This is a genomic window from Verrucosispora sioxanthis (assembly GCF_010560025.1).
GTDB lineage: Bacteria > Actinomycetota > Actinomycetes > Mycobacteriales > Micromonosporaceae > Micromonospora > Micromonospora palythoicola.
In genome coordinates this window covers 856,303-882,014 of sequence record NZ_SAIY01000001.1, presented here as the reverse complement: position 1 = coordinate 882,014, position 25,712 = coordinate 856,303, and the positions used below count along the sequence as shown (strand labels likewise).

At 73.2% G+C, this 25,712-nt stretch carries 22 protein-coding genes and 3 pseudogenes; 14 read left to right on the top strand and 11 right to left on the bottom strand.

Features of this window, described 5'->3' with window-relative positions:
• The first annotated feature begins 77 nt into the window (after window positions 1-77).
• Window positions 78-1,985, top strand: a complete 1,908-nt coding sequence (locus ENC19_RS04080; RefSeq protein ID WP_235944370.1) for an endonuclease/exonuclease/phosphatase family protein — start codon at window positions 78-80, stop codon at window positions 1,983-1,985.
• 16 nt (window positions 1,986-2,001) lie between these two features.
• On the opposite strand, the pseudogene ENC19_RS04075 reads toward ENC19_RS04080, so the two are convergent.
• From ENC19_RS04075 to cofC, 5 genes and pseudogenes are all read right to left on the bottom strand, one after another.
• Window positions 2,002-2,879: pseudogene (locus tag ENC19_RS04075) on the bottom strand (NUDIX hydrolase).
• Window positions 2,867-4,399, bottom strand: a complete 1,533-nt coding sequence (locus tag ENC19_RS04070) for a CYTH and CHAD domain-containing protein (protein ID WP_164445746.1) — start codon at window positions 4,397-4,399, stop codon at window positions 2,867-2,869. The pseudogene ENC19_RS04075 and the gene ENC19_RS04070 overlap by 13 nt, the downstream one beginning before the upstream one ends.
• A gap of 23 nt (window positions 4,400-4,422) precedes the next feature.
• Entirely contained in the window at window positions 4,423-6,717 is a 2,295-nt protein-coding gene (locus ENC19_RS04065) for an RNA degradosome polyphosphate kinase (RefSeq protein ID WP_164445745.1), read from the bottom strand.
• Window positions 6,718-6,770: 53 nt separating this feature from the next.
• Window positions 6,771-6,968, bottom strand: coding sequence for a cold-shock protein (locus ENC19_RS04060; RefSeq protein WP_164445744.1), 198 nt, complete (start codon window positions 6,966-6,968; stop codon window positions 6,771-6,773).
• Window positions 6,969-7,051: 83 nt separating this feature from the next.
• Window positions 7,052-7,655: pseudogene (gene cofC / locus ENC19_RS04055) on the bottom strand (2-phospho-L-lactate guanylyltransferase); the annotation flags it as partial.
• A gap of 128 nt (window positions 7,656-7,783) precedes the next feature.
• Between cofC and ENC19_RS04050 the strand changes: the two are divergent.
• From ENC19_RS04050 to ENC19_RS04030, 5 genes are all read left to right on the top strand, one after another.
• Complete coding sequence (locus tag ENC19_RS04050) at window positions 7,784-8,521, top strand: lysophospholipid acyltransferase family protein (RefSeq protein WP_164445743.1); 738 nt, start codon at window positions 7,784-7,786, stop codon at window positions 8,519-8,521.
• Between the two features lie 157 nt (window positions 8,522-8,678).
• Window positions 8,679-9,677, top strand: a complete 999-nt coding sequence (locus ENC19_RS04045; RefSeq protein ID WP_164445742.1) for an NAD(P)H-dependent glycerol-3-phosphate dehydrogenase — start codon at window positions 8,679-8,681, stop codon at window positions 9,675-9,677.
• 8 nt (window positions 9,678-9,685) lie between these two features.
• Window positions 9,686-10,828, top strand: coding sequence for a cystathionine gamma-lyase (locus tag ENC19_RS04040; protein WP_164445741.1), 1,143 nt, complete (start codon window positions 9,686-9,688; stop codon window positions 10,826-10,828).
• Entirely contained in the window at window positions 10,828-11,649 is an 822-nt protein-coding gene (locus tag ENC19_RS04035; protein ID WP_164445740.1) for a putative protein N(5)-glutamine methyltransferase, read from the top strand. Before ENC19_RS04040 ends, ENC19_RS04035 begins: the two co-directional genes overlap by 1 nt.
• A gap of 20 nt (window positions 11,650-11,669) precedes the next feature.
• Window positions 11,670-12,734: an ROK family protein gene (locus tag ENC19_RS04030; protein ID WP_281601888.1), complete on the top strand. Its 1,065-nt coding sequence runs from the start codon at window positions 11,670-11,672 to the stop codon at window positions 12,732-12,734.
• A gap of 84 nt (window positions 12,735-12,818) precedes the next feature.
• Here ENC19_RS04030 and ENC19_RS04025 read toward each other — a convergent pair whose 3' ends face one another.
• Both ENC19_RS04025 and ENC19_RS04020 read right to left on the bottom strand, forming a co-directional pair.
• Window positions 12,819-13,019, bottom strand: a complete 201-nt coding sequence (locus tag ENC19_RS04025; RefSeq protein ID WP_164445738.1) for a DUF397 domain-containing protein — start codon at window positions 13,017-13,019, stop codon at window positions 12,819-12,821.
• Between the two features lie 4 nt (window positions 13,020-13,023).
• Window positions 13,024-13,869, bottom strand: a complete 846-nt coding sequence (locus ENC19_RS04020; protein ID WP_164445737.1) for a helix-turn-helix domain-containing protein — start codon at window positions 13,867-13,869, stop codon at window positions 13,024-13,026.
• Window positions 13,870-14,144: 275 nt separating this feature from the next.
• On the opposite strand from ENC19_RS04020, the gene ENC19_RS04015 reads away from it, so the two are divergent.
• Together ENC19_RS04015 and ENC19_RS04010 are read left to right on the top strand one after the other, a co-directional pair.
• Window positions 14,145-14,381, top strand: a complete 237-nt coding sequence (locus tag ENC19_RS04015) for a hypothetical protein (RefSeq protein WP_164445736.1) — start codon at window positions 14,145-14,147, stop codon at window positions 14,379-14,381.
• 149 nt (window positions 14,382-14,530) lie between these two features.
• Window positions 14,531-15,637, top strand: a complete 1,107-nt coding sequence (locus tag ENC19_RS04010) for a D-alanine--D-alanine ligase family protein (RefSeq protein ID WP_164445735.1) — start codon at window positions 14,531-14,533, stop codon at window positions 15,635-15,637.
• Window positions 15,638-15,695: 58 nt separating this feature from the next.
• Here ENC19_RS04010 and ENC19_RS04005 read toward each other — a convergent pair whose 3' ends face one another.
• Together ENC19_RS04005 and ENC19_RS04000 are read right to left on the bottom strand one after the other, a co-directional pair.
• Window positions 15,696-16,316 carry a DUF3515 family protein gene (locus tag ENC19_RS04005; protein WP_164445734.1) on the bottom strand — a complete coding sequence of 207 codons (621 nt, stop codon included), beginning with the start codon at window positions 16,314-16,316 and terminating at the stop codon, window positions 15,696-15,698.
• Window positions 16,317-16,550, bottom strand: a complete 234-nt coding sequence (locus ENC19_RS04000; protein ID WP_013284547.1) for an Lrp/AsnC ligand binding domain-containing protein — start codon at window positions 16,548-16,550, stop codon at window positions 16,317-16,319. It abuts the gene before it with no gap.
• Window positions 16,551-16,841: 291 nt separating this feature from the next.
• Here ENC19_RS04000 and ENC19_RS03995 point away from each other — a divergent pair, with 291 nt between their 5' ends.
• The gene (locus ENC19_RS03995; RefSeq protein ID WP_164445733.1) at window positions 16,842-17,780 is read left to right on the top strand and encodes a thiamine-phosphate kinase; all 939 of its coding nucleotides are present in this window, start codon (window positions 16,842-16,844) and stop codon (window positions 17,778-17,780) included.
• 70 nt (window positions 17,781-17,850) lie between these two features.
• The gene (locus ENC19_RS03990) at window positions 17,851-18,291 is read left to right on the top strand and encodes a GNAT family N-acetyltransferase (protein ID WP_166458085.1); all 441 of its coding nucleotides are present in this window, start codon (window positions 17,851-17,853) and stop codon (window positions 18,289-18,291) included.
• Between the two features lie 86 nt (window positions 18,292-18,377).
• Here the strand turns inward: ENC19_RS03990 and rpmB are convergent, their stop codons facing one another.
• A complete protein-coding gene (gene rpmB, locus ENC19_RS03985) occupies window positions 18,378-18,569 on the bottom strand; it encodes a 50S ribosomal protein L28 (protein ID WP_093401721.1) in 192 nt (63 codons plus the stop codon).
• Between the two features lie 216 nt (window positions 18,570-18,785).
• Between rpmB and ENC19_RS03980 the strand changes: the two are divergent.
• Together ENC19_RS03980 and recG are read left to right on the top strand one after the other, a co-directional pair.
• Window positions 18,786-20,383, top strand: a pseudogene (locus tag ENC19_RS03980) (DAK2 domain-containing protein).
• The gene (recG, locus tag ENC19_RS03975) at window positions 20,380-22,584 is read left to right on the top strand and encodes an ATP-dependent DNA helicase RecG (protein ID WP_164445731.1); all 2,205 of its coding nucleotides are present in this window, start codon (window positions 20,380-20,382) and stop codon (window positions 22,582-22,584) included. Before ENC19_RS03980 ends, recG begins: the two are co-directional and overlap by 4 nt.
• Before the next feature lie 160 nt (window positions 22,585-22,744).
• On the opposite strand, the gene ENC19_RS03970 is transcribed toward recG, so the two are convergent.
• Window positions 22,745-24,247, bottom strand: coding sequence for a cell wall anchor protein (locus ENC19_RS03970; RefSeq protein WP_164445730.1), 1,503 nt, complete (start codon window positions 24,245-24,247; stop codon window positions 22,745-22,747).
• 286 nt (window positions 24,248-24,533) lie between these two features.
• On the opposite strand from ENC19_RS03970, the gene rsmD reads away from it, so the two are divergent.
• The gene (rsmD, locus tag ENC19_RS03965) at window positions 24,534-25,097 is read left to right on the top strand and encodes a 16S rRNA (guanine(966)-N(2))-methyltransferase RsmD (protein WP_164445729.1); all 564 of its coding nucleotides are present in this window, start codon (window positions 24,534-24,536) and stop codon (window positions 25,095-25,097) included.
• Window positions 25,094-25,579, top strand: coding sequence for a pantetheine-phosphate adenylyltransferase (gene coaD, locus ENC19_RS03960; RefSeq protein ID WP_164445728.1), 486 nt, complete (start codon window positions 25,094-25,096; stop codon window positions 25,577-25,579). The genes rsmD and coaD overlap by 4 nt, the downstream gene beginning before the upstream one ends.
• The last annotated feature ends 133 nt before the right edge of the window (window positions 25,580-25,712 follow it).

Genomic DNA, 25,712 nt, shown 5'->3' with positions numbered 1-25,712 from the left:
CGGTGGTGAACCGTTGACCGGCCCGGGACCCGGCCAGCAGAATCGCCGCACCACCCCTCGCCGGAAAGAGAACCGTGTTGAGTCAGCGCCGTCTCGGCACCGCCACCCTGGCCTTGGGACTTGTCGTCCTGACCGACGTGCTGCGGGTCTTCCTGCCGTCGGTCATCACCATCTTCGGTCAGGCCGCGTCGACCCCGGCCGAGCTGCTCGGCGCGTTCGCGGTCGGCTGGTTCGTGCTGGCGCTCGTCGCGCCGGCCCTCGTCGCGCGCGTCGGCTCCGCCACCGTCGGGGTCGCGGCGGTGCTGGTGCTCGGTGCCGCCCGGCTGTCGCTCACCGCCGCGCCGGGCGGGCGGGCCCAACTGTGGCTGGCCAGCGCCGGTCTGCTCGCCGGTCTGGTCTGGCTGGCCGCCACCGCCGCCCGGGTCGCGTACCCGGTGCCCGGGCTGGTGCTGGGGATGACCGCGAGCGCGCTGGGTCACGCGCTGCTCGGCACGTACGACCTGGTGTGGTGGCAGCGCTGGCCGGCGTGGGTGGCGAGCGTGACGGTGGTGGCGGCGCTGCTGGCCGCCGAGACGGTCTCCGGCCGTGTCGCCGCCCGGCCGGTCGACGACCGGCCGTCGCCGAACCGCCGGGGCTGGCTGCTCGTCGGTCCGGCCCTGCTGCTCGGCAACATGGTGGCGCTGTCGCCCGCGGTGGCGATCAGCGCGATGTCCTACTGGTACGGCGAGGCGGGCACCGCCGCGCCGCCGCCGTTCGCGTTGGCGCCGCTTGGTGCCGCGGCACCGCTGTTCCTGCTCGGGGCGCTGACCCCGTGGCACCCGCGCTGGCGGGCGCTGCCGCCGGTGCTGCTGGTGGCCGGGGCGCTGCTGTTCGGATACGGTCCGCCGACGCTGCTCACCGTCGCCATCCTGGCCGGCGCGGCGGGGTTGGGCGGCTGCCTCGCCCTGGCCAGCGGCGGAGCGACGCCGCAGCCGACCGGCCGAAGCGGCACCGGACCGGCGTACGCGGCGGTGGGCGGGATGCTCGTCTTCGCCGTCGCCGCGCTCGTCTACTACGCCGCCTACGACCTCGGCTACCCCAACCAGTGGGTACCGGCCGTGGTGGCCGCCCTGACCGGGGTGGTCGCGATGCGCGGCGCGGCCGCGTCCGACGGGCACCGGCCACCACGGGCGGACCGTTCGCCAGAGCTACCCCGTGGCGGCTGGCGGTGCTGGCCGCCGTCGTCGCCCTCGCCGCCGCCTGGCTGCACGGGCCATGGCTGGTGGCCAGCAACCGGCCCGGGCCGCCGGAGCGGGTGCGGGTGGTGGCGTACAACATCCGGATGGGTTTCGGCCTCGACGGCCGCTTCGACCTCACCGCCCTGGACCGGATGGTCGGCCGGGCCGACGTGGTGGTGCTCAGCGAGGTGGACCGGGGCTGGCTGCTCAACGGTGGCCACGACACGCTGGGCCTGCTCGCCGCCCGGCTGGGGATGCCGTACGTCTTCGCGCCGGCCGCCGACCCGCTGTGGGGGACGCGGTGCTCAGCCGCTGGCCGGTGCAGCGGGCCCGAACGCGTGCGCTGCCCGCCGTCGGCGCGCCCACCGGGGCGCAGGCGCTCGGCGTGACGGTCGATTTCAGCGCCGGCGTACGCCTGGCCGTGGTGAGCACCACCTGCAACCGCCGCCGGGTGCGGACCCGGTGGTGCAGGCCCGCGCCGTCGCGGACTTCGCCACCGGGTACGCCGACGGCGCGCCGCTGGTGGTCGCCGGTGATCTCAACACCGAGCCGGGCGACCCGGCGTTCACCGCGTTCACCGATGCCGGGCTGGTCGACGCGCTCGCCGCCGCCCGCCCGCTGCCGACCAGCCCGGCGGACGATCCGCGCGAGCAGATCGACCACGTCCTCGTCTCACCCGACCTGGTCGCCGCCGACGCGGTCGCGGTGCCGGGCACCGCCAGCGACCACCTGCCGGTCGCCGTCACCCTCACCCTGCCCGACCGTTGACGGGTGCGGCACCCGGTCAGAGACGGTCGGCGGCGACCAGACGGTCGCCGGTGAAGGCGAGCAGCCAGCCGCCGCCTTGCCGGTGGCCCAGTCACCACACCGCCCCGCCAGCCGCTCCAGGGCGCCGGGAATCACCTTTCCCTGGCTGCACACCGCCGCCGGTTCCCCGGCGGCGGCCAGCGCGGCCAGGCGTGCGGCGGCGGCCAGTACGCACTCGTCGGGCTGCTGGCCGGCGTTCGGCTCGTCCAGGTCGCCGCAGATCTCGATCGGCAGGTCCAGCAGCGCCGCCGCCGGATCGAGGGTCTGCACGCACCGGCGCGGTGACGCGGAGAGCAGCCGGGCCGGGCGGATCAGCCCGATCAGCGGTGCCAACGCCTGCGCCTCGGACCAGCCCCGGGCGTCCAGCGGCCGCCCGGTGTCCGGGCCGGGCCAGGTAAGCCGCTTACCGGCGTGGCCGTGCCGCACCAGCACCAGGGCCGCGGTGACCGGCGGCAGCGCCGCGAACGCGGCCAGCACCTCCACGTCGTGCGGATAGCTCACCAGCGTCATCGCGTCGTCGACGGCCAACCAACGGACCTCGTCGACCTCGGTGTCCGGCTGGAATCCGCCGGTGCCCACCGCCCGCATCGCCCAGTAGTCGACCACCTTGAGCCGACCCTCGCTGAGGTAGCGCACCGACGGCAGCCGCAGTTGCGGCGCGGCCTGCGCGTCGGCCTCCTCGGCGACCTCCCGGGCCGCGGCGAGCAGCGGATGCTCGCCCGGCTCCAGCTTGCCCTTCGGCAGGGTCCAGTCCCCGTACCGGGGCCGGTGCACCAGGCACACCTCGACGTGGTCCACCCCGGCGGGACGCCACACCACCCCGCCGGCCGCCCGGATCGCGGTCACGCCAGCCACCGGGTCCGGCGTCGCCGGCTGGCGCGCCGCCAGGCGTACGGGAAGTCCGCCCGCGCTCGTCGTACGGCCGCCCGCTCCCGTTCCAACAGCCGGCCCGCGGTCATCGCCAACTGGTGGTCGTCGGGCCGAGCCTCGGCCACCGCGCGCCAGGTCTCGGCGGCCACCGCCGCGTCCTGGTGCTCACCGAGCAGGTTCTGCACCTTCGCCAGTGCCCGGGCCAGCTTCGCCGCGTCCCCGCCGAGCACCGGCGCGACCGCCGTCACCGCCGAGCGGGCCTGCTTGCCCTGCTTGCGTACGGTGTGCCACTGCTCGTCGGGCCCGGCCGGGTGCAGCGTCGCGACGCCGCCCGGCTTCTTCGGTGTGCCGGCCAGCCGTCGCCACGGGCGGGCCACGAGTCGAGGCAGCACCCGCTTGGCCGGCGCGTCCGCCCGGGGCGTGAGTCGCGGTGCCCGGGCCGCCAGCACCAGCGCGTCGACCAGGGCGAGGTACCGCGGTGCGCGCAGCGCCTCGTCCACCCGGGTCAGCGCCTCCTCCTGCCATTCGGCGAGGACGACGTCCAGCCGGTCGACCGCCGCCGGATCCACCGGACTGACCGGGTCGGCGGCGGCGGTGCGGCGCAACCGCTCCCGCAGCACCTCCGCGTCCCGGGCCGCCCCCAGGGCGTCCGCCAGCCACTTCAACTCGGTGCGCAGCGGCCGGGCCCACGCGGGGCGGACCAGCGGGCCGAAGGTCTTCAGGTCGCTGCGCAACCGCCGGCAGGCCACCCGCATCTGGTGGACGGCGGTGTCGTCGTCGCCGACCGGTGCGCGCAGCCGGACCAGCGGGTCGTGCGCCAACAACCGGGCCACCTCGCGGCGTACCGCCTCGGTGACCACCGCCGCGGCACTGGGATCGGCCGGCAACTCGTCCGGGGCGACCAGGTCCGGTTCGGCGGTGGCCGCCCGGCCGAGGGCGCGTACGTGCTTGGGGGTGAAGTCGCCACCCCGGGCACCGGCGTCGCGCAGCAACTCGGTGAGCCGGTCGAGCAGAGCGCCGTCACCGGCCTTGCGTTCCACCTCCACCTCGCGGAAGGCACCGGTGGTGGCGCCCTCGGCGTCGAGCACGGTGACCTGGTCGTCCACCACCTCGGCCAGCACCCGGCCGGCCTCGTCGACGATCTCCTGGGCGTGCCGGACGGTACGCACCACCGCCGCCGGGGTCAGCGCGGCACCCCGGTGGAACACGGTGACCAGCTCGACCAGCTCCGCCGGCAGCACGTCGGCCGGGCCGGCACGGGAGATCTCGTGGCGGACGCCGGGGCTGCCGGTCGGCAACTTCACCGTCCACGGCACCTCGTCGCCCTCGCGGTAGCGCAGCGAGACACCCGCCCGGGCCAGCCGCAGGTCGACGGTGTCGTGGTACGTGGCCACGAGGGTCGCCGGTGCCAGCGCCCGGACGCTCCCCGAGGCCGGCACGGCGGGGGAGAGGTCGGGCAGCAGCCACCCGGCCTCCACCGTGAACTTCCGTTCCTCCTCGACCATCTGCCCAGCCTATTCCGACCCGGTCAACCGGCCGTGCTGCCGACGCGACGCAGCAGCAGGTGCTGAAGGTGGCTCAGCGGTGCCTCCGGCCGGCCGGCACGGCGGCTCCAGGTGCCGTCGCCGGCCAGCTCGAACGCGTCCACGTCCGGGCTCATCGCGGCACCGAGCACGTGGTCCAACTCGGCCCGGGCCACCGGGTCGGTGACCTGGACCAGTGCCTCCACCCGCCGGTCCAGGTTGCGGTGCATCAGGTCGGCGGAGCCGATCCAGAACTCCGCGTCGCCGTTGTTGCCGAAGCGGAAGACCCGCGAGTGTTCCAGGAAGCGACCGAGGATCGAGTGCACCCGGATGTTCTCCGACAGCCCGGGCACCCCCGGTCGCAGCGTGCACATCCCCCGGATGATCAGGTCCACGTGCACGCCGGCCTGGGAGGCCCGGTACAGCGCGTCGGTGATCTCCTCGTCGACGAGCGAGTTCACCTTGAACTGGACGAGTCCCGGCATGCCCAACCGGACATGGTTGATCTCCCGTTCGATCCGCTCGATCAGCCCGCTGCGGATGCCCTGTGGCGCCACCAGCAGCCGCCGGTACGCGGTCTGCCGGCTGTACCCGGTGAGCACGTTGAACAGGTCGGTCAGGTCGGCGCCGATCTCCGGGTCGGCGGTGAGCATGCCGAAGTCCTCGTAGAGCCGGGCGGTCTTCGGGTGGTAGTTGCCGGTGCCGATGTGGCAGTAGCGGCGGATCTGGTTGCCCTCCTGGCGTACCACCAGGGCGGTCTTGCAGTGGGTCTTCAGACCGACCAGGCCGTACACCACGTGGCAGCCGGCTCGTTCCAGCGTGCGGGCCCAGCCGATGTTCGCCACCTCGTCGAAGCGGGCCTTCACCTCGACGAGCACCACCACCTGTTTGCCGGCGGCGGCGGCGTCGACGAGGGCGTCCACGATCGGTGAGTCGCCGCTGGTGCGGTAGAGCGTCTGCTTGATCGCCAGCACGTTCGGATCGGCGGCGGCCTGCTCGATGAACCGTTGCACGCTGGTGGCGAAGGAGTGGTACGGGTGGTGCACCAGCACGTCGCCGTCGCGCAGGGTGGCGAAGACACTCCTCGGCACCTCGCCCTCGGCGAGACGGGGATGGGTGGCCGGGACGAACGGTGGGTCCTTCAGGTCGGGCCGGTCGGCCTCGCCGTACAGCTGCCACAGCGCGGAGAGATCCAGCAGGCCACGGACCCGCAGCACGTCCTGCGTGTCCATGTCCAGTTCCCGAACGAGCAGTTCCAGCATGTGGTCGGAGATGGAGGCGGCCACCTCCAGACGTACCGGCGGGCCGAAACGGCGGCGGGCCAGTTCCCGCTCCAGCGCCTGGAGCAGGTCCTCGTCCCGGTCCTCGTCGACCTCCACCTCGGCGTTGCGGGTGACCCGGAACAGGTGGCACTCGACCACCTGCATGCCGGAGAAGAGCTGACCGAGGTGCACCGAGATGAGATCTTCCACCGGCAGCATGCGGACCCCGGGCCGGTCCCGGTCGACCCGGACGAACCGGGGCACGTTGTTCGGCACCTTCACCCGGGCGAACAGCTCCGGCCCGCCGTCCGGGTCGCGTACCGCGACGGCCAGGTTGAGCGATCGGCCCGAGATGTACGGGAACGGGTGGGCCGGGTCGACCGCCAGCGGGGTGAGCACCGGGAAGATCTTCTCCCGGAAGTAGGTACGCAGCCGTTCCCGCTCGGCATCGCCGAGGTCGGACCAGCGCAGCACCCGGATGTCCTCGGCGGCGAGCTTGGGCAGCAGGTCGTCGACGTAGCAGGCGGCCTGCCGGGCCACCAGCGCGGCGGCCTTCTCGGAGATCAACGCAAGTTGGGTACGCAGGGGCAGTCCGTCACCGCCCCGCACGGGTAGGCCGGCGGAGAGCCGGCGCTTCAGCCCGGCCACCCGCACCATGTAGAACTCGTCCAGGTTGCTGGCGAAGATGGCGAGGAACTTGGCCCGTTCCAGCAGCGGGGTGTGCGGGTCCTCGGCCAGGGCGAGCACCCGGGCGTTGAAGTCGAGCCAGGACAGCTCCCGGTTGAGGAACCGGTCCTCGGGCAGCGGGTGGGCGGACGGCGGCTCGTCGGCGGGCTGCGGCAGCCCCGGTTCCGAGACCGGGTCCAGCACCTCCTCCAGGCCGGCGGAGGCCGCCGCCAATTCGTTGTCCGAGACGTCCTCGGGGGCTGGGCGAGCGCTGCGGAACCGGCCGTCGGTCCCCCGGGGGCGACCTCCGTTGCGGCTGGTGGTGTCGTCGGTGGCGGCGGGGCTGGCGGGGTGTTCGCGAGGGGTGCTCACCCGCCCATAATCACCCGAACTCGGTTAACGCAAAATGAACTTGGGGCGGGTTGTCAGGACATCGTCGGCAGCGTCACGCGTACGACGTCGCCGGCGGCGTCGGTCTCCACCCGGACCCGCTGGCCGAGGCGGAGCAGGCGCAGCCCGGAGGCATCGAACGCCCGGGACGGGAAGGGCAGCTCGGTGCCGTCGTCCAGCAGCAGCAGTCCGCTGCGGGTCGCCGCGTCGAAGGTCGCCACCGTGCCCTGCATGCCAGCACCGTACCGAATCCTCCGGCGGTGCGTGTCCGCCCGCACCGTCAGGTGGAGAAGGACTCGGTGAGGCAGCCGACGGTCAGCGCCGTGGTGCGCGGCCCCAGTCCGAGCCGCGCCGCGGCGGCCAGGTCGTCGGCGGTGTCCACGTCGCGCCGCAGGCTCGGCCAGTCACCGGCGAGTGGACGGGCGCCGCTGGCGCGTGCGCGGCGGCCGAGTCGGGTCCGAAGCGGGGGTCCAGGGGTACGCCGGGCGGGGCGGCCAGCAGCACGGTGCCGGTGCCCGGGGCGTCGGCCACGAACCGGCGTACCCCGCGCGGTCCGGTGAACGCCGCACGCAGCGCCGCCGCCAGCTCGGCCGGCCGCAGGGCGGCAGGTCGGCGGTCAGCCCGGCCACCCAGCCGACGACGCCCGCCGCGCCGTGCCGGAACGCGGCGTTGAGCCCGGCGTCCGCGACGTCCGGCAGTATCCGGGCACCACCGGACCGGGCCTCGCCGGCGACCCGGGCATCGTCGGTGACCACCAGCACCTCGGACACCACCGGGCAGGCCCGCACCGCCGCCAGGGTGTCGGCGGCCAGCGCCAGAGCCAGATCCTGGTGGGGTACGCCCGGCAGCCCGCCACGCAGCCGGGTCTTCGCGGCTGCCAGGCGCTTGACCGGCACCACCACGGTCCAGGGCTGTGTCACGCCTGCCATCCTGCCAGCCGGGCGGCGGTACCCTCACTGGCCGTACCCGGGGCGAGCAGGCATGATTTCCGCTGCGGACCTCACCGGGCTCCTCCGGTGGCGGGTCGGGGTGGGCATGAGGAGGCACGGTGGGTCGGCGGAGGCTGGGATTCTGGCAATGGTTCGCCGTGGTGCTGGTGAAGCCGGTGATGACCGTCTGGACCCGGCGTACCTGGCGGGGTATGGAACATCTGGACCAGGACGGTCCCGTGATCATCGTGCCGAACCACATCTCGCACGCCGATCCGCTGGTCTCCGCGCATTTCGTCTACGACGCCGGGCGATGGCCGCAGTTCCTCGGCAAGGCGAGCGTGTTCAAGGTGCCGGTGATCGGCTGGATCCTGCACCGGTGCCGGCAGATTCCGGTCGAGCGGGGCTCGGTCGACGCGGTGAAGTCGCTGGACGCCCTGATCAAGGCGCTGGACACGGGTGGCGCCGTGATCATCTACCCGGAGGGGACCACCAGCCGGGAGCCGGACCTGTGGCCGATGAAGGGCAAGACCGGCGCGGCCCGGCTGGCGCTGGCCACAGGCGCACCGGTGGTGCCGCTGGCGATGTGGGGACCGGAGCGGATCTTCGATCCGCGTCGGGCCCGGATCAACCTGCGGCCCCGGATCCCGGTGACCGTGGTGGCCGGGCCGCCGATCGACCTGAGTCGCTGGGCCGGCGCCACCCCGAGCCGCCAGGTGTTGGAGGAGATGACCGACGTGATCATGTTGCGGCTGCGGGACATGCTCGCCGACATCCGGGGCGGGACACCCCCGCCGCTGTGGCAGCGCACCACCCGCCCCCAGCCCGACCGCCAGCGCCCGGAGGCGGCGGCATGAGCGAGCGTCAGCGAGTGAATCATCGGTGCGGTGCGGTGGTGCCTCATGGCGGCACGGAGCGTCAGCGGAGTGCCGGCATGAGCGAGCGTCAGCGAGTGAATCATCGGTGCTGTGTGGTGGTGCCTCACGGCGGCGCCGACCGTAGGGAGGCGGCGGCGTGAGTGGGCAGGTGGCGGTGCTGGGGGCGGGGTCGTGGGGTACGGCGTTCGCGAAGATCCTCGCCGACGCCGGCCGAGAGGTGACGCTCTGGGCGCGGCGACAGTCGATCGCCGACGCGATCCGGGCCGAGCGGAGTAACCCGGAGTACCTGCCCGGTGTGGTGTTGCCGGAGCGGGTCACCGCGACCGGCGACCCGGTCGAGGCGATCAAGGGCGCCGAGATGGTGGTGCTGGCGGTGCCGTCGCAGACCCTGCGCGGCAACCTCGCCGAGTGGGTGGAGCACCTGCACCCCGAGGCCACCCTGGTGTCGCTGATGAAGGGCATCGAACTCGGCACCACCAAACGGATGAGCGAGGTGATCGTCGAGACCGCCGGGGTCGCGGCGGATCGGGTGGTGGTGGTCTCCGGCCCCAACCTGGCACCGGAGATCGCCGCGGAGCAACCCGCGGCCACCGTGGTGGCCTGCACCGATTCCGATCGGGCCACCCTGGTGCAGCGGTCGATCACCACGCCCTACTTCCGCCCGTACACCAACGACGACGTGATCGGCTGTGAGCTGGGCGGCGCGGTCAAGAACGTGATCGCGTTGGCGTACGGCATCGCCACCGCGATGGGCTTCGGCCACAACACCCGGGCGATGCTTGTCACCCGTGGCCTGGCCGAGACCGCCCGGCTCGGGGTCGCCCTCGGCGCGGACCCGCTCACCTTCGCCGGCCTGGCCGGGATGGGTGACCTGGTGGCCTCCTGCTCGTCGCCGTCGGCCCGCAACCGCACCTTCGGCGAGCACCTCGGCCGGGGTGCCACCCTGGAGGAGGCGCGGGTGGCCACCCGGCAGACCGCCGAGGGGGTCAAGAGCGCGCTGGCGATCCGGGACCTGGCCCGCGCGCACGGCGTGGAGATGCCGATCACCGAGCAGGTCGAGCTGGTCTGCCACGAGGGGGTGGACCCGCGCCTGGCGGTCCAGGCCCTGATGAGCCGCACCACGAAGCCGGAGTGAGCAGCACCATGAGCGAGCGCGACGCCCCGCAGCCGCATGACCACCCGTCGACGGGGGACGGCACCCGGTGCGTGCACGCCGGTCTGCCCGAGCCCACCCCCGGCGCGCCGTTCCTGCCCGGGCCGGTGTTCGCCGCGCCGTACCACCTCGACCCGTGGCAGGGCCCGGCGGCGGCCCCGAACGGGTACGGGCGTCCGGACAACCCGACCCGCCGGCTGCTGGAGGCAGCGATCGGTGAGCTGGAGGGCGGCGACTGTCGGGTCTTCGCCAGCGGCCAGGCGGCGATAACCGGCCTGCTGCTGGCGGTGCTGCGGGCGGGTGACGTGGTGGTGCTGCCCGCCGACGGGTACTTCCCGGTACGCGCGTTCGCCACCGACACCCTCGCCGGCAACGGCGTACGGGTGCTGTTCGCACCGACCGCCGGCCCGTACCCGGACCTCGACGGGGTACGGCTGGTGCTGGTGGAGACGCCGGCGAACCCGGGACTCGACGTGGTGGACCTGCCGGCGCTCGCCGAGCGGGCACACGCCGCCGGTGCCCTGCTGGCCGTGGACAACACCACCGCCACCCCGCTCGGGCAGCGACCGCTGGACCTCGGTGCCGACGTGGTCGTGGCCTCCGGCACCAAGGCGTTGACCGGGCACTCCGACCTGTTGCTCGGCTACGTCGCCACCCGGTCGGCGGAGCTGCTGTCGACGGTCACCGCCTGGCGTACCGCGACCGGTGCCGTGCCGGGCGCGTTCGACGCCTGGCTGGCCCACCGGTCGCTGGCCACCCTCGACCTGCGCCTGGCCCGGCAGACGGCGAACGCGCAGGCGCTGGCCCGGCTGCTGGCCGAGCGCGGCGACGTCGCCGGGCTGCGCTGGCCCGGCCTGCCGCACGACCCGGCGCACGCGGTGGCGGTGCGGCAACTGCGGCGGATGCCGGGCGTGCTCTCCTTCGATCTCGGCAGCGCCGACCGGGTCGCCCGCTTCGACGCGGCCCGGCTGGTCGCCGCGGCCACCTCCTTCGGCGGCCTGCACACCACGGCGGACCGGCGGGCGCAGTGGGGCGACGACACCGCGCCCGGTTTCGTCCGGCTCTCCTGCGGGGTGGAGGACACCGCCGACCTGGTCGCCGACGTCGCGGCCGCGCTGGACGCCGCGGCCTGATGGGGGCGTCGGTCTTCCCGGTCGGGTACGACGCCCTGGTCGCCCGGTTGCGGCAGGCCGGCTGTGTGTGGGCCGAGGAGGAGGCTCGCCTGCTGCTGGCCGTCGACGGCGGCCCGGAGACGCTCGCGGATCTGGTCGACCGGCGGGTCGCCGGCGAGCCGCTTGAGTACCTGCTGGGCTGGGCGGAGTTCTGCGGCGAGCGGATCGAGGTCGACCCGGGCGTCTTCGTACCCCGGGCGCGTACCGCTCTGCTGGTGTCGACGGCCGTGGCGGTGACCGGGCCGGCGGCGACCGTGGTGGAGCTGTGCTGCGGCTCCGGTGCGATCAGCCGGGTGCTGGCGCGTCGACTCGCCGCGCCCCGGCTGCTGGCCGCGGTCGACGTGGATCCGGCGGCGGTGGCCTGTGCGCGGCGGAACCTCGCGGCGGTGGGGGTGCCGGTCCTCGCCGGGGATCTGTTCGATCCGCTGCCGGCGGCCTGGCGTGGCCGGCTCGATCTGGTGGTGGCGAACGCCCCGTACGTGCCGACGGTCGCGATGGCTCTGCTGCCCCCCGAGGCTCGCCGCTACGAGTCCGCCGCGGCACTCGACGGTGGGTCGGACGGGCTGGCCGTGCTGCGCCGGTTGGCCGCTGCCGCGCCGCAGTGGTTGGCGCCGGGCGGGCATCTGGTGGTCGAGGTCGGCCAGACGCAGGTCGAGCGGTTCCGGGCGGTGCTGAGCGAGGCCGGCCTGGTGCCGTCGGTGGTGCGTGACGACGCCGCCGACGCCACCGCGATGACGGGCCGATGCCCGGACGACGTGGCGGGCGGGCGGTACGAGAACTAGCCTCACGTCAGGCTGTGACGGTGGGAGGCGGAACTCGGGTGGACGGCGCGACGGTGGTGGTCGGGATCGACAACGGTGGCACGACCAACAACGCCACCGTGCTCACGCTCGACGGACGGTTCCTGGTCGATCGCCTGGTGGAGACGCCGAGCCTCGTGCAGGAGGGCCCGGAGGCGGCGGTGGCGGCGATGGCGGACGCCTTCGACGGCGTGCTGGCCCTCACCGGGGTGTCCCGCGGCCAGGTCGGCGCGGTCGGTCTGGACACCCCCGGCCCGGCCAGTGCCAGCGGCGTCATCTCGTCGAAGGGGTCCACGAACTTCTCCCAGCCGGCCTGGCGCGGCTACGACGTCCGGGGTGCCCTCGAACGTCGGTTGGGGCTGCCGGTGATCTACCACAACGACGGCAACGCGGCCGCGCTCTACGCCCATCACGTTCATTTCGGGACCGACGCGATGCGGCGCTCGTCGGTGTCGGCGATCGTCGGCACCGGACTGGGTGGTGGCCTGGTCGAGCACGGCCGGGTGATCTCCGGGGCGGCGGGGATGGCCGGCGAACTGGGGCACGTGCAGATTCCGCTGACCACCGTGTTGGCACCGGGACAGCCGGTGCCGACCTGCGCCTGCGGGTTCGCCGGTGACGTCGAGAGCGTCGTGTCGTTGACCGCGATCGAGCACAATCTGCTGCCGTACTGGTTGACCCGCTTCCCGGGGCATGCACTGGCCGGTGAGTCGCCGCAGCGGGCGGCGAAGCTGGTACGCGGCTACGGCGAGCGGGGCGACGAGCTGGCCCGGGAGATCTTCGCCCAGCAGGCCAGGGCGCTCGGTGCCCTGTTCACCATCGCGGCGAACTTCACCGATCCGCACGCGTACTTCGTCGGCGGCGGGGTGGTGGAGACGGACCCGGCGTTCCGCGACTGGTTCCTGGCCGCCGTGCGGGAGCACACGCTGCTCCGGGCGGAGCAGGCCGCCCTGGCCACCTTCGCCCTGGTGCCGGACCGCGACATGGCCGGTGCGCGGGGCGTGGCGCTGGCGGCGCTGGAGGCGATCCGTGCGTTGCCGTCGCCGCCGCCGCTGGTCGGCGACTGAGCGGGCGACGGCGGAGGGGCTGACCGGGCCGGCGGTGCCCTTACCGGCCCGGTCAGCGGCACTGGGGTGCGGTTCCTCCGAGGCTCAGCGGGTTGGCGGTGCCTGGGTGAAGGCGCGCCACGCGGCCGGCGGGAAGCTCAGCAGGGGGCCGTGCGGGTCCTTGGAGTCGCGCACGGCGACGATGCCGGGGACGACCGCCATCTCGACGCAGGCTCCCTCGTCGCCGCTGTGGCTGCTTTTGCGCCATCCCGTCACGGCCACCGCCGCGCTGATCTCCGGTGTCATCGCGTTACCGTCCCTTCAGGAGTTCGAAGATTGCCTCGCGACTGTCCGTCGGGCTGAGTGCGACGGTGCGCAGGTGTTCCATGATCTTGGTGCAGGTACGCAGGTCGCCGGGACGATCGAGGATCATCTGTCCGGCGACCGTCTCCACGGAGGCGATGATCGGATCCTCCGGGTCGGCGAATTCGAGGATGTGCAGGGAACCCCGGGTGCCCCGGTGGTAGCCGGCGGCCAACGGGATCACCTGCACGGTGATGTTCGGCAGCTCGCTCATCTTGAGCAGGTGGCTCAGCTGGCCCTGCTGCGCGGCGTCGTCACCCACCGGGCGCAGCAGCGCGGCCTCGTCGAGAATCGCGTCGAAGATCGGCGGGTCCTCCTCGAAGACCCGCTGCTGCCGGTCCAGTCGCATGCGTACCCGTTCCTCGACGTCGTTGTCGCTGAGGGTGTGCGGCCCGCCGCGCATCACGCCGCGGATGTAGTCGGCGGTCTGCAGCAGCCCCGGCACCACCGACGGCTCGAAGTTCGCGATGGCCACCGCCTCGGCCTCCAACGCGATGAAGTCGATGGTGCGCCGGTCGAGCAGGTACGAGTAGGAAACCCACCAACCCGGCTTGCGCGCGTCCTTGGCGAGCTGGACGGCGGCCGCGACCTCGTCCGCGCCGACCCCGTAGAGGGTGAGCAGGGCGCGCACGGTGGCCGGGTTGACCAGGGTCTGCGCGTTCTCGTAGCGGGAGAGCGTGCTGCGGGTGCTGTTGATCTCGTCAGCCGCGGTCTCCAGGGTGAGGCCGGCGGCCTCGCGATGGTGGCGCAGGGCGATGCCCAACCGGCGGGCGCGGGCGGTCTTCGGAGCCATACATAGATAGTCGCACGTATTTGGGAAGCTGTACATGAGAGAACGCCAGTGAGAGTTGCATTCATGCCCATGAGGCTGTCAATCTGTTAGCGCGTCCTCACCGCCGGTTGTCGTGGCGACGGTGGTGGTGAGCGACCGGAGGGGATGGGGCGCGCGGCGGTCGGGTTTTCCCCCGTACCTGACCGCCGCGTGCCACGCCAGTTGGTCGGCCACCGGAAGGGAATCGACGTGCGGACTGGTCAGCGGGTTTTCGGCGAGCGCCGGGGCGGCCGGCGATGACACGTTTCCTGGTGGTGCTGACCGACGTGCGCCCGTACGAGGTGGACGGCCGCAACGAGCGGCTGGCACCCGAGCGTCGCCGCCAGGTGGTCGGCGCGAGCAGCCGCGAGGCGGCCGACCGGATCGCCGGGGCCTTCATGGCGCTGGGCATGGTGCGGGCCGGCCGGCAGCGGGTCAAGGTGCTCGCCATCGGTCGCCGACACGCGTACGGCGAGCGCGAGCTGGCCGGCTGACCACCCTGGTGTGGTTACGTTGCGTATATGACTGGTTGACCGTTTGCGGCCGTGCTGCGTTGCCGCAGGGTATCGACTACCTCCACCCGCCACGCACAGTAAGGTCATCCGGGAGAGCGCCAGCAGTGCGTCCCGGAAAGGTGATCACAGTGACCACCCCAGGCAAGACCCGCGTGGCGATCGTCTTCGGCGGCCGCAGCCCGGAACACGGCATCTCGTGCGTCAGCGCCGGCAGTGTGCTCGGCGCGCTGGACCCGGACGAGTTCGAGGTGGTACCGGTCGGTATCACCCGAGCCGGCCAGTGGGTACTCACCAGCGGTGACCCCGGTCAGTTGGCCATCAACGCCCGCCGGCTACCGGAGATCACCGCGGCGTCCGGCACGGACATCGTGCTGCGTGCCGACCCCACCGGCGGTGGACTGCTGGTGCTCGACCCGACCGAGGGGCCCCGGGCGCTCGCCGACGTGGACGTCGTCTTCCCGGTCCTGCACGGCGCCTACGGTGAGGACGGCACCATCCAGGGCATGCTGGAGATGGCCGGCATCCCGTACGTCGGAGCGAAGGTCTTCGCCTCGGCCGCCGCGATGGACAAGGAGTTCACCAAGAAGCTCTGCGCCGCCGAGGGCATCCCGGTCGGTCCGTACGCGGTGCTCCGCAGCGGGACAACGCTCAGCGAGGCGGACAAGCGACGGTTGGGCCTACCGGTCTTCGTCAAGCCCTCCCGGGCCGGCTCCTCCTTCGGCATCACCAAGGTCACCGACTGGGACGACCTGGACGCGGCCCTCGCCACCGCCCGGCAGATCGACGGCAAGGTGCTGGTCGAGGGCGCCATCGTCGGTCGGGAGATCGAGTGCGGCGTGCTGGAGGGCGAGGCCGGTGGCGCGCCGGAGGCGTCCGTGCTGGCCGAGGTGCGGGTGGTCGGCGACTACGACTTCTACGACTTCGAGGCCAAGTACATTGACGCGGAGACCGCCTGCGAGTACGACATCCCCGCCGACCTGCCGGAGCGGGTCACCCGGCAGGTACGCGACTACGCCGTACGCGCGTTCACCGCGCTGGACTGCGCCGGCCTGGCCCGGGTCGACTTCTTCGTCACGCCCGACCTCGACGTCTACCTCAACGAGATCAACACGATGCCCGGTTTCACGCCGACGTCGATGTTCCCGAGGATGTGGGCGGCCGCCGGGCTGGAGTACCCGAAGCTGGTCGACCGGCTCATCCGGACGGCGCTGACCCGGGGGCCCGGGCAGTACTGAGCCCCGCCGCGCTGCTCGACGCGCAGCCCCGGCACCGGACGGGGCCGGCCCCGGGGCGTCAGGAGGTGCAGCCGGACGGTGCCGTGCCGGAGGACCGGATCGACTCGACGATGGTGGCGGAGACCGGGGAGGCCCACTGCAACGCCTCGCCGTGGAAGTTCGGTACCCGCAGGGTCACCGCCGTCTCCCGGTCGACCGTGGTCAACTCCGTCGCGTCAGGCCCCTCCACCGCGTACCAGCAGACCGAGTTGACCAGGTAGAGGTGGTCGTCGGGCCGCACCTGCGGCTCGGCACCACCACAGGCCACCGTGACCGCCGGGTCGCCGTACGCGGCGTTCTGCTCGGGACCGGCGCTCACCGGTCGTTGCGGCAGGTCGCGGATCGAGTCGGGCAGTTGCGACAACAGGGCACGGCAGACGACGGTCGGGCGCTCGCCGAGTTGGGGAGCGGCCATCTCGACCGGCGCGGTGGAGATCGGGCCGGGTGTGCTCGCCGACGGCTGCGGCGCGGCGGCCGGCTCCTCCGGCGAGAGACGGTTCAGCGCGAGCGCGCCCACCAGCAGGGTCACCGGCAGCGCCACCGCGGTGGCGATCAGCGCCGCGCTGCGGTTTGTCCGGTCGGGTGCCTTCGCGTCCGGCCGGTCGACCTGGGCGACAGGGGAGTTCGAGTGCTCGTCCACTTACAGGCGCACCACCGAACACGTGAGCGTGCGGGTGATGCCGGGCACCATCTGCACCTTGCTGACGATGAGCTTGCCGAGCTCGTCGACGGTGTTCGCCTCGGTGAGCACGACCACGTCGTACGGCCCGGTGACCGCGTCGACGCGGACCACGCCGGCGAGGTCCGCGATGAGACCGGCCACGTCACGTGCCCGGCCGACCTCTGTCTGGATGAGGATGTACGCCTGTACCACGCTCGACCTCCCTCCGTCGCCGCCGGCAAGGCGGCCCGAAGGGAGAAAGTACCTTACGGACCAGGGCTGATCCCGATCGGTGGCCAAGGAGAAGCAGTGAGCGAGCGCAGCGAGCGAGCCATCAGGCTCAGGGCGGTGGTGCCTCACGGCGGTACGCAGCGGAGCGGAGTGCCGTCGTGAGCGAGCGCAGCGAGCGAGCCATCAGGCTCAGGGCGGTGGTGCCTCACGGCGGTACGCAGCGGAGCGGAGTGCCGTCGTGAGCGAGCGCAGCGAGCGCGGGGGAGTGTCGTGGTGAGCGTCGCGGGTGTCGGCGAGTTCGGGCTGATCGACCGGGTGACCGCCCGGTTGTCGTACGGCGCGACGGTGCTGCTCGGCCCGGGGGACGACGCGGCGGTGGTCGCCGCGCCGGACGCCCGGGTTGTCGCCACCACCGACGTGCTGGTCGAGGGACGGCACTTCCGCCGCGACTGGTCCGGCGCACACGACATCGGTCGGCGGGCGGCGGCGGCGAACCTAGCCGACGTGGCGGCCATGGGGGCCGAGCCGACGGCCCTGCTGGTGGCGCTCTGCGTACCCGCCGACATGGAGACCGGATGGATGGAGCAGCTCGCCGACGGTCTCGGCGCCGAGGCGGCCGGGGTCGGGGCCAGCGTGGTGGGCGGGGACATGTCGGCCAGCCCCACGCTCACCATCGCGGTCACCGCGCTCGGTGACCTGGGCGGTCGGTCACCGGTCACCCGGGCCGGTGCCCGACCCGGTGACCTGCTCGCCCTGGCCGGTCGCACCGGGTACGCGGCGGCCGGGTTCACCGTGCTCTCCCGTGGTTTCCGGACGCCCCGGCTGCTGGTCGAGGCGTATCGACGGCCGGAGGTGCCCTACCGGGCCGGACCGCAGGCAGCCCGGCTCGGCGCCACCGCCATGATCGACGTCTCGGACGGGCTGCTCGCCGACCTGGGGCACGTGGCGAAGGCCAGCGGGGTGGCCGTCGACATCACCCGGGACGCCTTCGAGGTGCCGCCGCAGATGCGCGACGCCGCGCAGGCGCTCGGCGTCGACCCGTACGCCTGGCTGCTGGCCGGTGGCGACGACCACGCGCTGGCGGCGACCTTTCCCCCGGCGACGGCCCTGCCAGCGGGCTGGCGGGCGATCGGTCGGGTGACCGAGGGTGCCGGCGTGACCGTGGACGGCCGACCGTTCGACGGCCCGCCCGGTTGGGACCATTTTCGCTGACCATCGGCCACCCGGCGGGGTGCCGCCGGTCGCGTCGTACCCTGCACGGGTGCCCGAAATTGAGATCCACATGGTGCCGTTCGACTCTCCGGTGGCCCAGCGGTTGATCACTGCGACCCTGGCCGATCTGGGCGCCCGCTACGGCGGCAGCGGCGACGAGACCCCGGTCGACGCGAGCGAGTTCGTACCGCCGGCCGGGGCGTTCCTGGTCGCCCGGATCGACGGGCAGCCGGTGGGCTGCGGCGGCTGGCGCAGCCACGGCGACCAGGCCGCCGAGGTGAAGCGGATGTACACCGCGCCACAGGCGCGGGGGCGGGGGGTGGCCCGCACGGTGCTGGCGGCCATCGAACGCTCGGCCCGGGAAAACGGCCGCCGACGGATCATCCTGGAGTGCGGTGACCGCCAGCCCGAGGCGATCGCGTTGTACAAGGCGGCCGGCTACGAGCGGATCCCCAACTTCGGCTTCTACGCCGACGAGCCCGGCTGCCTGTCGTTCGGCCGCACGCTCTGAGCCCCCGGCTCCCGCGGACACGACGACACCGGCGGGCCCGTCGGGGCCCGCCGGTGTGACGGTCGTGATGTCCGGGTGCTACCGCGTCAGGCGCGGGCGACCTTGCCGGCCTTGATGCAGGACGTGCAGACCTTCAGCTTCTTGGTCGTGCCGCCACCGGCCGGGGTGCGCACCGACTGGATGTTCGGGTTCCAGCGGCGGTTGGTCCGCCGGTGCGAGTGGGACACGTTGTGGCCGAAGCCCGGCCCCTTGCCACAGACGTCGCACACGCTAGCCACGGGATACTCCTGGGATTGAAACGTTCATGAAGTCGGCACCAGGCGCAGCCCGGGCAACCTGGCCAGGGTACCCGATGGGGGAACCGCCCGCCCAACCGGGCTCGGCCACCGAGACGGCTCGGCATCCGACGCGGGCAGCACCATGCCGGAAAACCCGACCGGGGCGCACCCACCCGGTGCCGGGCGAGTGTCAGCGTACGCCAGTAGGCTGCCACCGTGCTGGACACCCTCGACGCCGCCGCCGTGCGCCGCTGGTGCGCCAGCGGCCTGGCCGCGCTCAAGCGGCATCAGGGTGAGATCGACGAGCTGAACGTCTACCCGGTGCCCGACGGTGACACCGGCACCAACCTGGTGCTCACCCTCACCTCCGCACACCAGGCGCTCGCGATGGATCTCGACACCCACGCCGACGGCGTCGCGACCGCGCACGGGCACGCGTTGCGCCTGATGGCCCGGGGTGCCCTGCTGGGCGCGCGGGGCAACTCGGGGGTGATCCTGTCGCAGATCCTGCGCGGCCTCGCCGACGCGCTGGCCGCCGCCCCGCAGGTACGGGGCCGGGAGCTGGCGGCGGCGCTGCGCGAGGCGACCGACGCGGCGTACACGGCGGTGGCCCGCCCGGTCGAGGGCACCCTGCCTCGGTGGTCTCGGCCGCGGCCGACGCGGCCGAGCGGGCCGGCAGCGACGAGCTGCGCGTGGTGGCCCGGGCGGCGGCCGACGCCGCGGCCGGCGCGCTGGCCCGTACCCCGAGCAGTTGCCGGCGCTGGCCCGGGCCGGGGTGGTCGACGCCGGTGGGCAGGGGCTGTGCCTGCTGCTCGACGCGCTGGTCGAGGTGGTGGCGGGGACAGCCCGGTGCGGCCGGCGCCCAGCTTCTCGGCGGTGCGGCCGCCGGTCACCGTCGCGCGGGAGACCGGCTCGACCGAGTACGCCTACGAGGTGCAGTTCCTGCTCGACGCCGAGCCCGCCGCGGTGCAGCGGATGCGGGCCACCCTCGCCGGCCTCGGCGATTCCCTGGTGGTCGTCGGTGACCACGGCACCTGGCAGGTCCATGTGCACGTCAACGACGTCGGCGCGGCGATCGAGGCGGGCGTGGTGGCCGGCCGCCCGCACCAGATCGCGGTGACGCGCTTCGCCGACCAACCGAGCCCGTACCGCCCCGGTCGTCCGAGGGGCGGGCCGCCGTGGTGGTGGCCGCGGGTGCCGGGATCGCCGAGCTGCTCGCCGCCGAGGGAGCGGTGGTGGTGCCCGGTGATCCGTCGACCGGTGAACTGCTCGACGCGGTACGCGCCACCGGCGCGGCCCGTGTGGTGGTGCTGCCCAACGACCCGGCCGCGCAGGCGGTGGCGAACCAGGTCGTCGAGGAGGCGCACCGGCTGGGGGTGGAGGTCGCCGTGGTGCCGACCCGCTCACCGGTGCAGGCGCTGGCGGCGCTGGCCGTACGCGATCCGGGGCGTCGCTTCGCCGACGACGTGATCGCGATGGCCGAGGCGGCCGGCGCCTGCCGGTACGCCGAGGTGTGCCGGGCCGGCCGGGACGCGCTCACCGTCGCCGGCCCGTGCCACGCCGGTGACGTGCTCGCCCTGGTCGAGGGGGAGGTGAACCTGATCGGCGTCGACCTGGTGGACACCTGCGTCGCACTTGTCGACCGGATGCTCGGCGGTGGTGGCGAGCTGGTCACCCTGCTCGTCGGCGCCGACGCCCCCGACGGGCTGCTCGACGCGGTGCGCACGCACATCACGGCCCGCTGGCCCTTCGTCGAGGTGCAGGCGTACCCGGGTGGGCAACCGCACCATCCGTTGCTGGTCGGTGTCGAATGACCGCCGAGCCGTCCGGTCTGGACACCCCGCTGAAGAAGCTGGTCGGTGAGAAGACCGCCAAGGCGCTGGCCGGCCACCTCGACTTGCACACCGCGGGTGACCTGATCTACCACTTCCCCCGCCGCTACGACGAGCGTGGCGAGCACACCGACATCCGCGCGTTGGACGTCGGCGAGCAGGTCACCGTGCTGGCCCAGGTGCAGCGCACCGCCGTACGCCCGATGCGGCAGCGGCGGGGCAACCTGCTGGAGGTCACCGTCGGCGACGGCTCCGGTGGCAGCCTCACCCTCACCTTCTTCGGCAACCAGGCGTGGCGCGAACGGGAGCTACGGCCGGGCCGGTGGGGGCTGTTCGCCGGGAAGGTCACCGAGTTCCGCGGCCGGCGGCAGCTCAACGGGCCGGAGTACGTCCTGCTCGGGGAACAGACCGACAGCGAGGCGGCGGCCAGCGAGCAGATCGAGGAGTTCGCCGGGGCACTCATTCCGGTCTATCCGGCCGCGGCGGCGGTGCCCACCTGGGTGATCGCCCGCTGCGTCCGGGTGGTGCTGGACACGGTGGCCCCGCCGGAGGATCCGTTGCCGGCGACGGTGCGGGCCGGTCGGAACCTGGTCGGCCTGGGCACCGCGCTACGGGAGATCCACCGGCCGTCCAGTCGGGAGGAGCTGTACCGGGCCCGTCGGCGGCTGAAGTGGGACGAGGCGTTCGCCGTGCAGGTGACCCTGGTCCGCCGCAAGCGGGACGCCGCCGCGTCGCCCGCGCGCCCCCGTCCGGGGCGACCGGGTGGCCTGCTCGACGCCTTCGACGCCCGGTTGCCGTACGAGCTGACCGCCGGGCAGCGTGACGTCGGTGTCGAGATCGCCGCCGACCTCGCGACCGGTCACCCGATGCACCGGCTGTTGCAGGGCGAGGTCGGCTCCGGGAAGACCGTGGTGGCGCTGCGGGCCATGCTCCAGGTGGTCGACGCGGGCGGGCAGGCCGCGTTGCTGGCCCCCACCGAGGTGCTCGCCGCCCAGCACCACCGGGGCATGCTCGACCTGCTCGGCCCGCTCGCCCAGGCCGGTGAGCTGGGTGCCGCCGAGCACGCCACCCGGGTGGAACTGGTCACCGGCTCGCTGGGCGCGGCGGCGCGGCGGCGGGCGCTGGCCGAGGTCGCCAGCGGCGCGGCCGGCATCGTGCTCGGCACCCACGCGCTGCTCTACGAGGGGGTCGACTTCGCCGACCTGGGTCTGGTCGTGGTCGACGAACAGCACCGGTTCGGCGTCGAGCAGCGCGACGCGTTGCGGGCCAAGGCGGAGCAGCCGCCGCACGTACTGGTGATGACCGCCACCCCGATCCCCCGTACGGTGGCCATGACGGTCTACGGCGACCTGGAGATCTCCACCCTGTCCCAGTTGCCGCGCGGTCGTTCGCCGATCGCCTCGCACGTCGTGCCGGCCGCGGAGAAGCCGGCCTTCCTCGACCGTGCCTGGCGGCGGCTGCGGGAGGAGGTCACCGCCGGCCACCAGGCGTACGTGGTCTGTCCTCGGATCGGGGATTCGACGTCGGGGGCCGAGGAGGAGCCGCCAGCGGTCGACGACTCGGAACGGCGGCCACCGCTGGCGGTGACCGACGTCGCGCCGTTGCTGGCCGACGGGCCGCTGCACGGGCTGCGGATCGGGGTCCTGCACGGTCGGCTGCCGGCCGACGAGAAGGACGCGGTGATGCGGTCCTTCGCCGCCGGAGAGCTGGACGTGCTGGTGGCCACCACGGTGGTCGAGGTGGGGGTGGACGTCCCCAACGCGACGATGATGGTGGTGCTGGACGCCGACCGGTTCGGCGTCTCGCAGCTGCACCAGTTGCGTGGCCGGGTGGGCCGGGGCAGCGCACCCGGGCTCTGCCTGCTGGTGACCGAGGCGGCCGAAGGCAGCGGGGCACGGGAGCGGCTGGACGCCGTCGCCTCCACCACCGACGGCTTCAAGCTCGCCGAGCTGGACCTGGAACAGCGGCGGGAGGGGGACGTGCTGGGCGCCACCCAGTCCGGCCGTCGTTCGCACCTGCGCCTGCTGTCGTTGCTGCGCGACGCGGACCTGATCCGGGACGCGCGGGCGGAGGCGATCGCGTTGGTCGAGGAGGATCCGGCGCTGGCCCGGCATCCGGCGCTCGCCGCCTCGGTGGCCGCGCTGGTCGACGCCGACCGCGCCGAGTACCTCGAAAAGGGCTGACCGTCCGTTGGTGGTCGACGCCACGGTCGTGCGCCGGTCGGCAGCGCCCTCAGGCTTCGACAGGTCGGCCGGTCGGAGGACCTGCGCTGAAACGTGAACCGCCCCGGTGCCCATATGGGCGACCGGGGCGGTTCAGATCAATTCAGTTGGCCGGCTCGGCTCAGGCGGTGAAGTGGATCCGCCGCCGCCGCGCCATCACGAACAGGACCGCGCCCAGCGCCAGCAGGGCGATCGCGCCCGCGGCGATGCCGCCGGCCGCCGCGCCGGTCACCGGCAGGCCCGGCGGCTCCTCGCCGCCGCCACCGCCACCGCAGCCCTCAGGCGCGTAGACGACCTCAAGCTCCAGGCCCAGCTCCGGCAGGACGACCAGCGCCGCCTCCTCGTCACCGGCCGGGAAGGTGACCTTCTCCGACGAGCCCGGGGCGACGGTACGGGTCTCGGTCTTGTCGCCGTAGGTGAACTCCACCTTGACCGGCATGCCGCCCTCCGGGTTCGACGCGGTCAGCCCGAAGGTCTCGCAGTCCGCGTCGGTGGTCACCGTCGGCAGCGGGCAGTCCTCGGGACGCTCCCAGGAGTACGTGCCGTTCTCGATGACCTCGCCGTCGACCAGCACCTCGATCTTGCCGGCGTTCTCGGCGGGCACCACGGTCTCGTTGTCGGCCTTGCCCGGCGCGACGGTGACGGTCTTGGACCAGCCGTTCTCGCCCCGGACCTCGAACTCGACCGGGTACTTCGAGATCGAACCGTCGTTGCTCAGCGAGACGGTGACGCTGCCGTCGCAGGCGGAGGCGAAGGTGGACGCCGGGGTGGTGCAGTTCTTGCTGCCGCCGTTGTACCAGCCCTGCGGGCCCGACGAGCGGTTGCCGGGAGCACCCTTCTCGCCCAGCTTCTTCGAGCCGTAGCGCGGGCCGTCCTCGACCAGCGGGTCGATGACCTCGTCGACGCCGCCCCAGATCAGGTCGACCTGGGTGTGGCAGTCCGGGACACCGACGTTCAGCTCGATCTCGTTCTGGCCGGCGCCGAGGAAGTCGCTGTCCGGCTCGCCGTAGACGTACTGCGGGGTGGCGAACTGCGGGCGCGGGGCGAAGTACGACACCAGGGTGAAGTACTGCTTCTCCTCGCCGCACAGCGGCAGGTCGCCCTCCAGCTTGACCGTCGCCGTGCCCTTCGGGCCGTCGAAGGTGTGGCTGTACTTCGCCTCGCTGGCGTCGACGCACTTCGGCGCCGGCGTGCACGCACCGTCGGCGGCGAGGTTGATGGTGCCCTCGTTGGTCCTCTCCCGCCGGTTGTCCCAGCGGCCCTCGACGATGAGCTTGGCGCTGGCGGTGTCGCCCGGAACGCGCTGTACGGCCTGGACCGAGCCGTTCCGGGGGATCGCCACGCCCTGCAGGTCGACAGGGTCGGCACCCGGCACGAGTACCTGGACCGGAGTCGACGGCTCGGCGGTCACCTTCTTGACCGTGGCGGCAGTCCTGCGCTCGCTGTTGGCCACCGTCCACGTGATCACCCGCTCACCGCTGAGCTGGTCGCAGACGACGGTGGCGGTGATGGTGGTGTGGTGTGCGGCGGCGGGGGTGGCCACCGCCGCCGCTCCGGTCAGGCCGATGAGGGCGGCTGCCAGGACAGCCAGCGGCCGCCGGAGCGACAGCTTGGGTCGGATCACGCGTACTCCCGGGGTAAAGAAGCGTCAGGGTCGGCGCGGGCGGGACGGACGGCGCTGGCGGCACGTGCCGCGCCTGAGAGGGTGCCTCCCGTGCCGATGACCGGCGGCCATGACGCCGGCACCGGGCAGACCCTAGCGAGATCGTGAGAAACGAAACAGCCCTCAGGGAAGCTTAAGTGAGATGTTATGAATGTGAGATCATTGATCCACCCACGGTGATCAAGCGGGGGCCGCCCGCTCCGATTCTGGTCTCGCGTAGCGTCACGAAGGTGAGCAGGAGCGAGCGATGACCCGCATCGTCGCGGGCAGCCTCGGCGGTCGGCGGATCGCCGCCCCGCCCGGTGCCGGCACCCGACCCACCTCCGACCGGGTACGTGAGGCGTTGTTCAGTGCGGTCGAGGCCGAGATGGACCTCGACGGTGCCCGCTTCGCCGACCTCTACGCCGGCTCGGGCGCGGTCGGCCTGGAGGCGCTGTCGCGGGGCGCTGGGCACGTACTGCTTGTCGAGTCCGACCCGCGCGCCGCCCGGGTGATCCGGGAGAACCTGACGGCGCTGCGGGTCGGCGCCTCGGCCCGGCTGGTCGCCGGCAAGGTCGCCACCGTCCTGGCCGCCGCCGTGGCGGGCGAGCCGTACGACGTCGTCTTCGCCGATCCGCCGTACGCGCTGCCGGACGACAGCGTCCGCACGATGCTCGCCGCTCTGGTCGACGGCGGATGGCTGGCGCCGGAGGCGGTGGTGGTGGTGGAGCGGTCCAGCCGTGGCGCACCGGTCGAGTGGGTGGAAGGCATCACTGGCCAGCGCAGTCGCCGGTACGGCGAGACCACCCTTTGGTACGGTCGCCGATCATGAGACGTGCGGTGTGTCCCGGATCGTTCGACCCGGTCACCAACGGTCACCTCGACATCATCGGCCGGGCCAGCCGGCTGTTCGACGAGGTGATCGTCGGCGTACTGGTCAACCAGTCGAAGAGCGGCCTGTTCACCGTCGAGGAGCGGATCGAGATGCTCCGTGAGGTGACCGCCTCCTACGGCAACGTGCGGGTGGCGTCCTTCCGGGGCCTGCTCGTGGACTTCTGCCGGGCGCAGCGGGCGACCGTGCTGATCAAGGGATTGCGGGCGGTCAGCGACTTCGACTACGAGTTGCAGATGGCGCAGATGAACATCGGTCTCGCCGGGGTCGAGACGCTGTTCATGCCGACCAACCCGCTCTACTCCTTCCTCTCGTCGAGCCTGGTGAAGGACGTGGCCAAGTGGGGCGGCGACGTCACCCCCCACGTCCCCGACGTGGTCCGCGACGCCCTCAAGGCCCGCCTGGTCCCCCCACCACCCTGACCAGCTCTCGATCGTGCCGTTCTGGTCGCCGCTGTGCCGCTTCTACCGCGGTTTGCCGGGACGGAACGGGCGAGATCGCGAGGTGGGGTGGTGCGACACGCCCGGGGAGGGGTCGGTGCGGGGTTGGTACGGG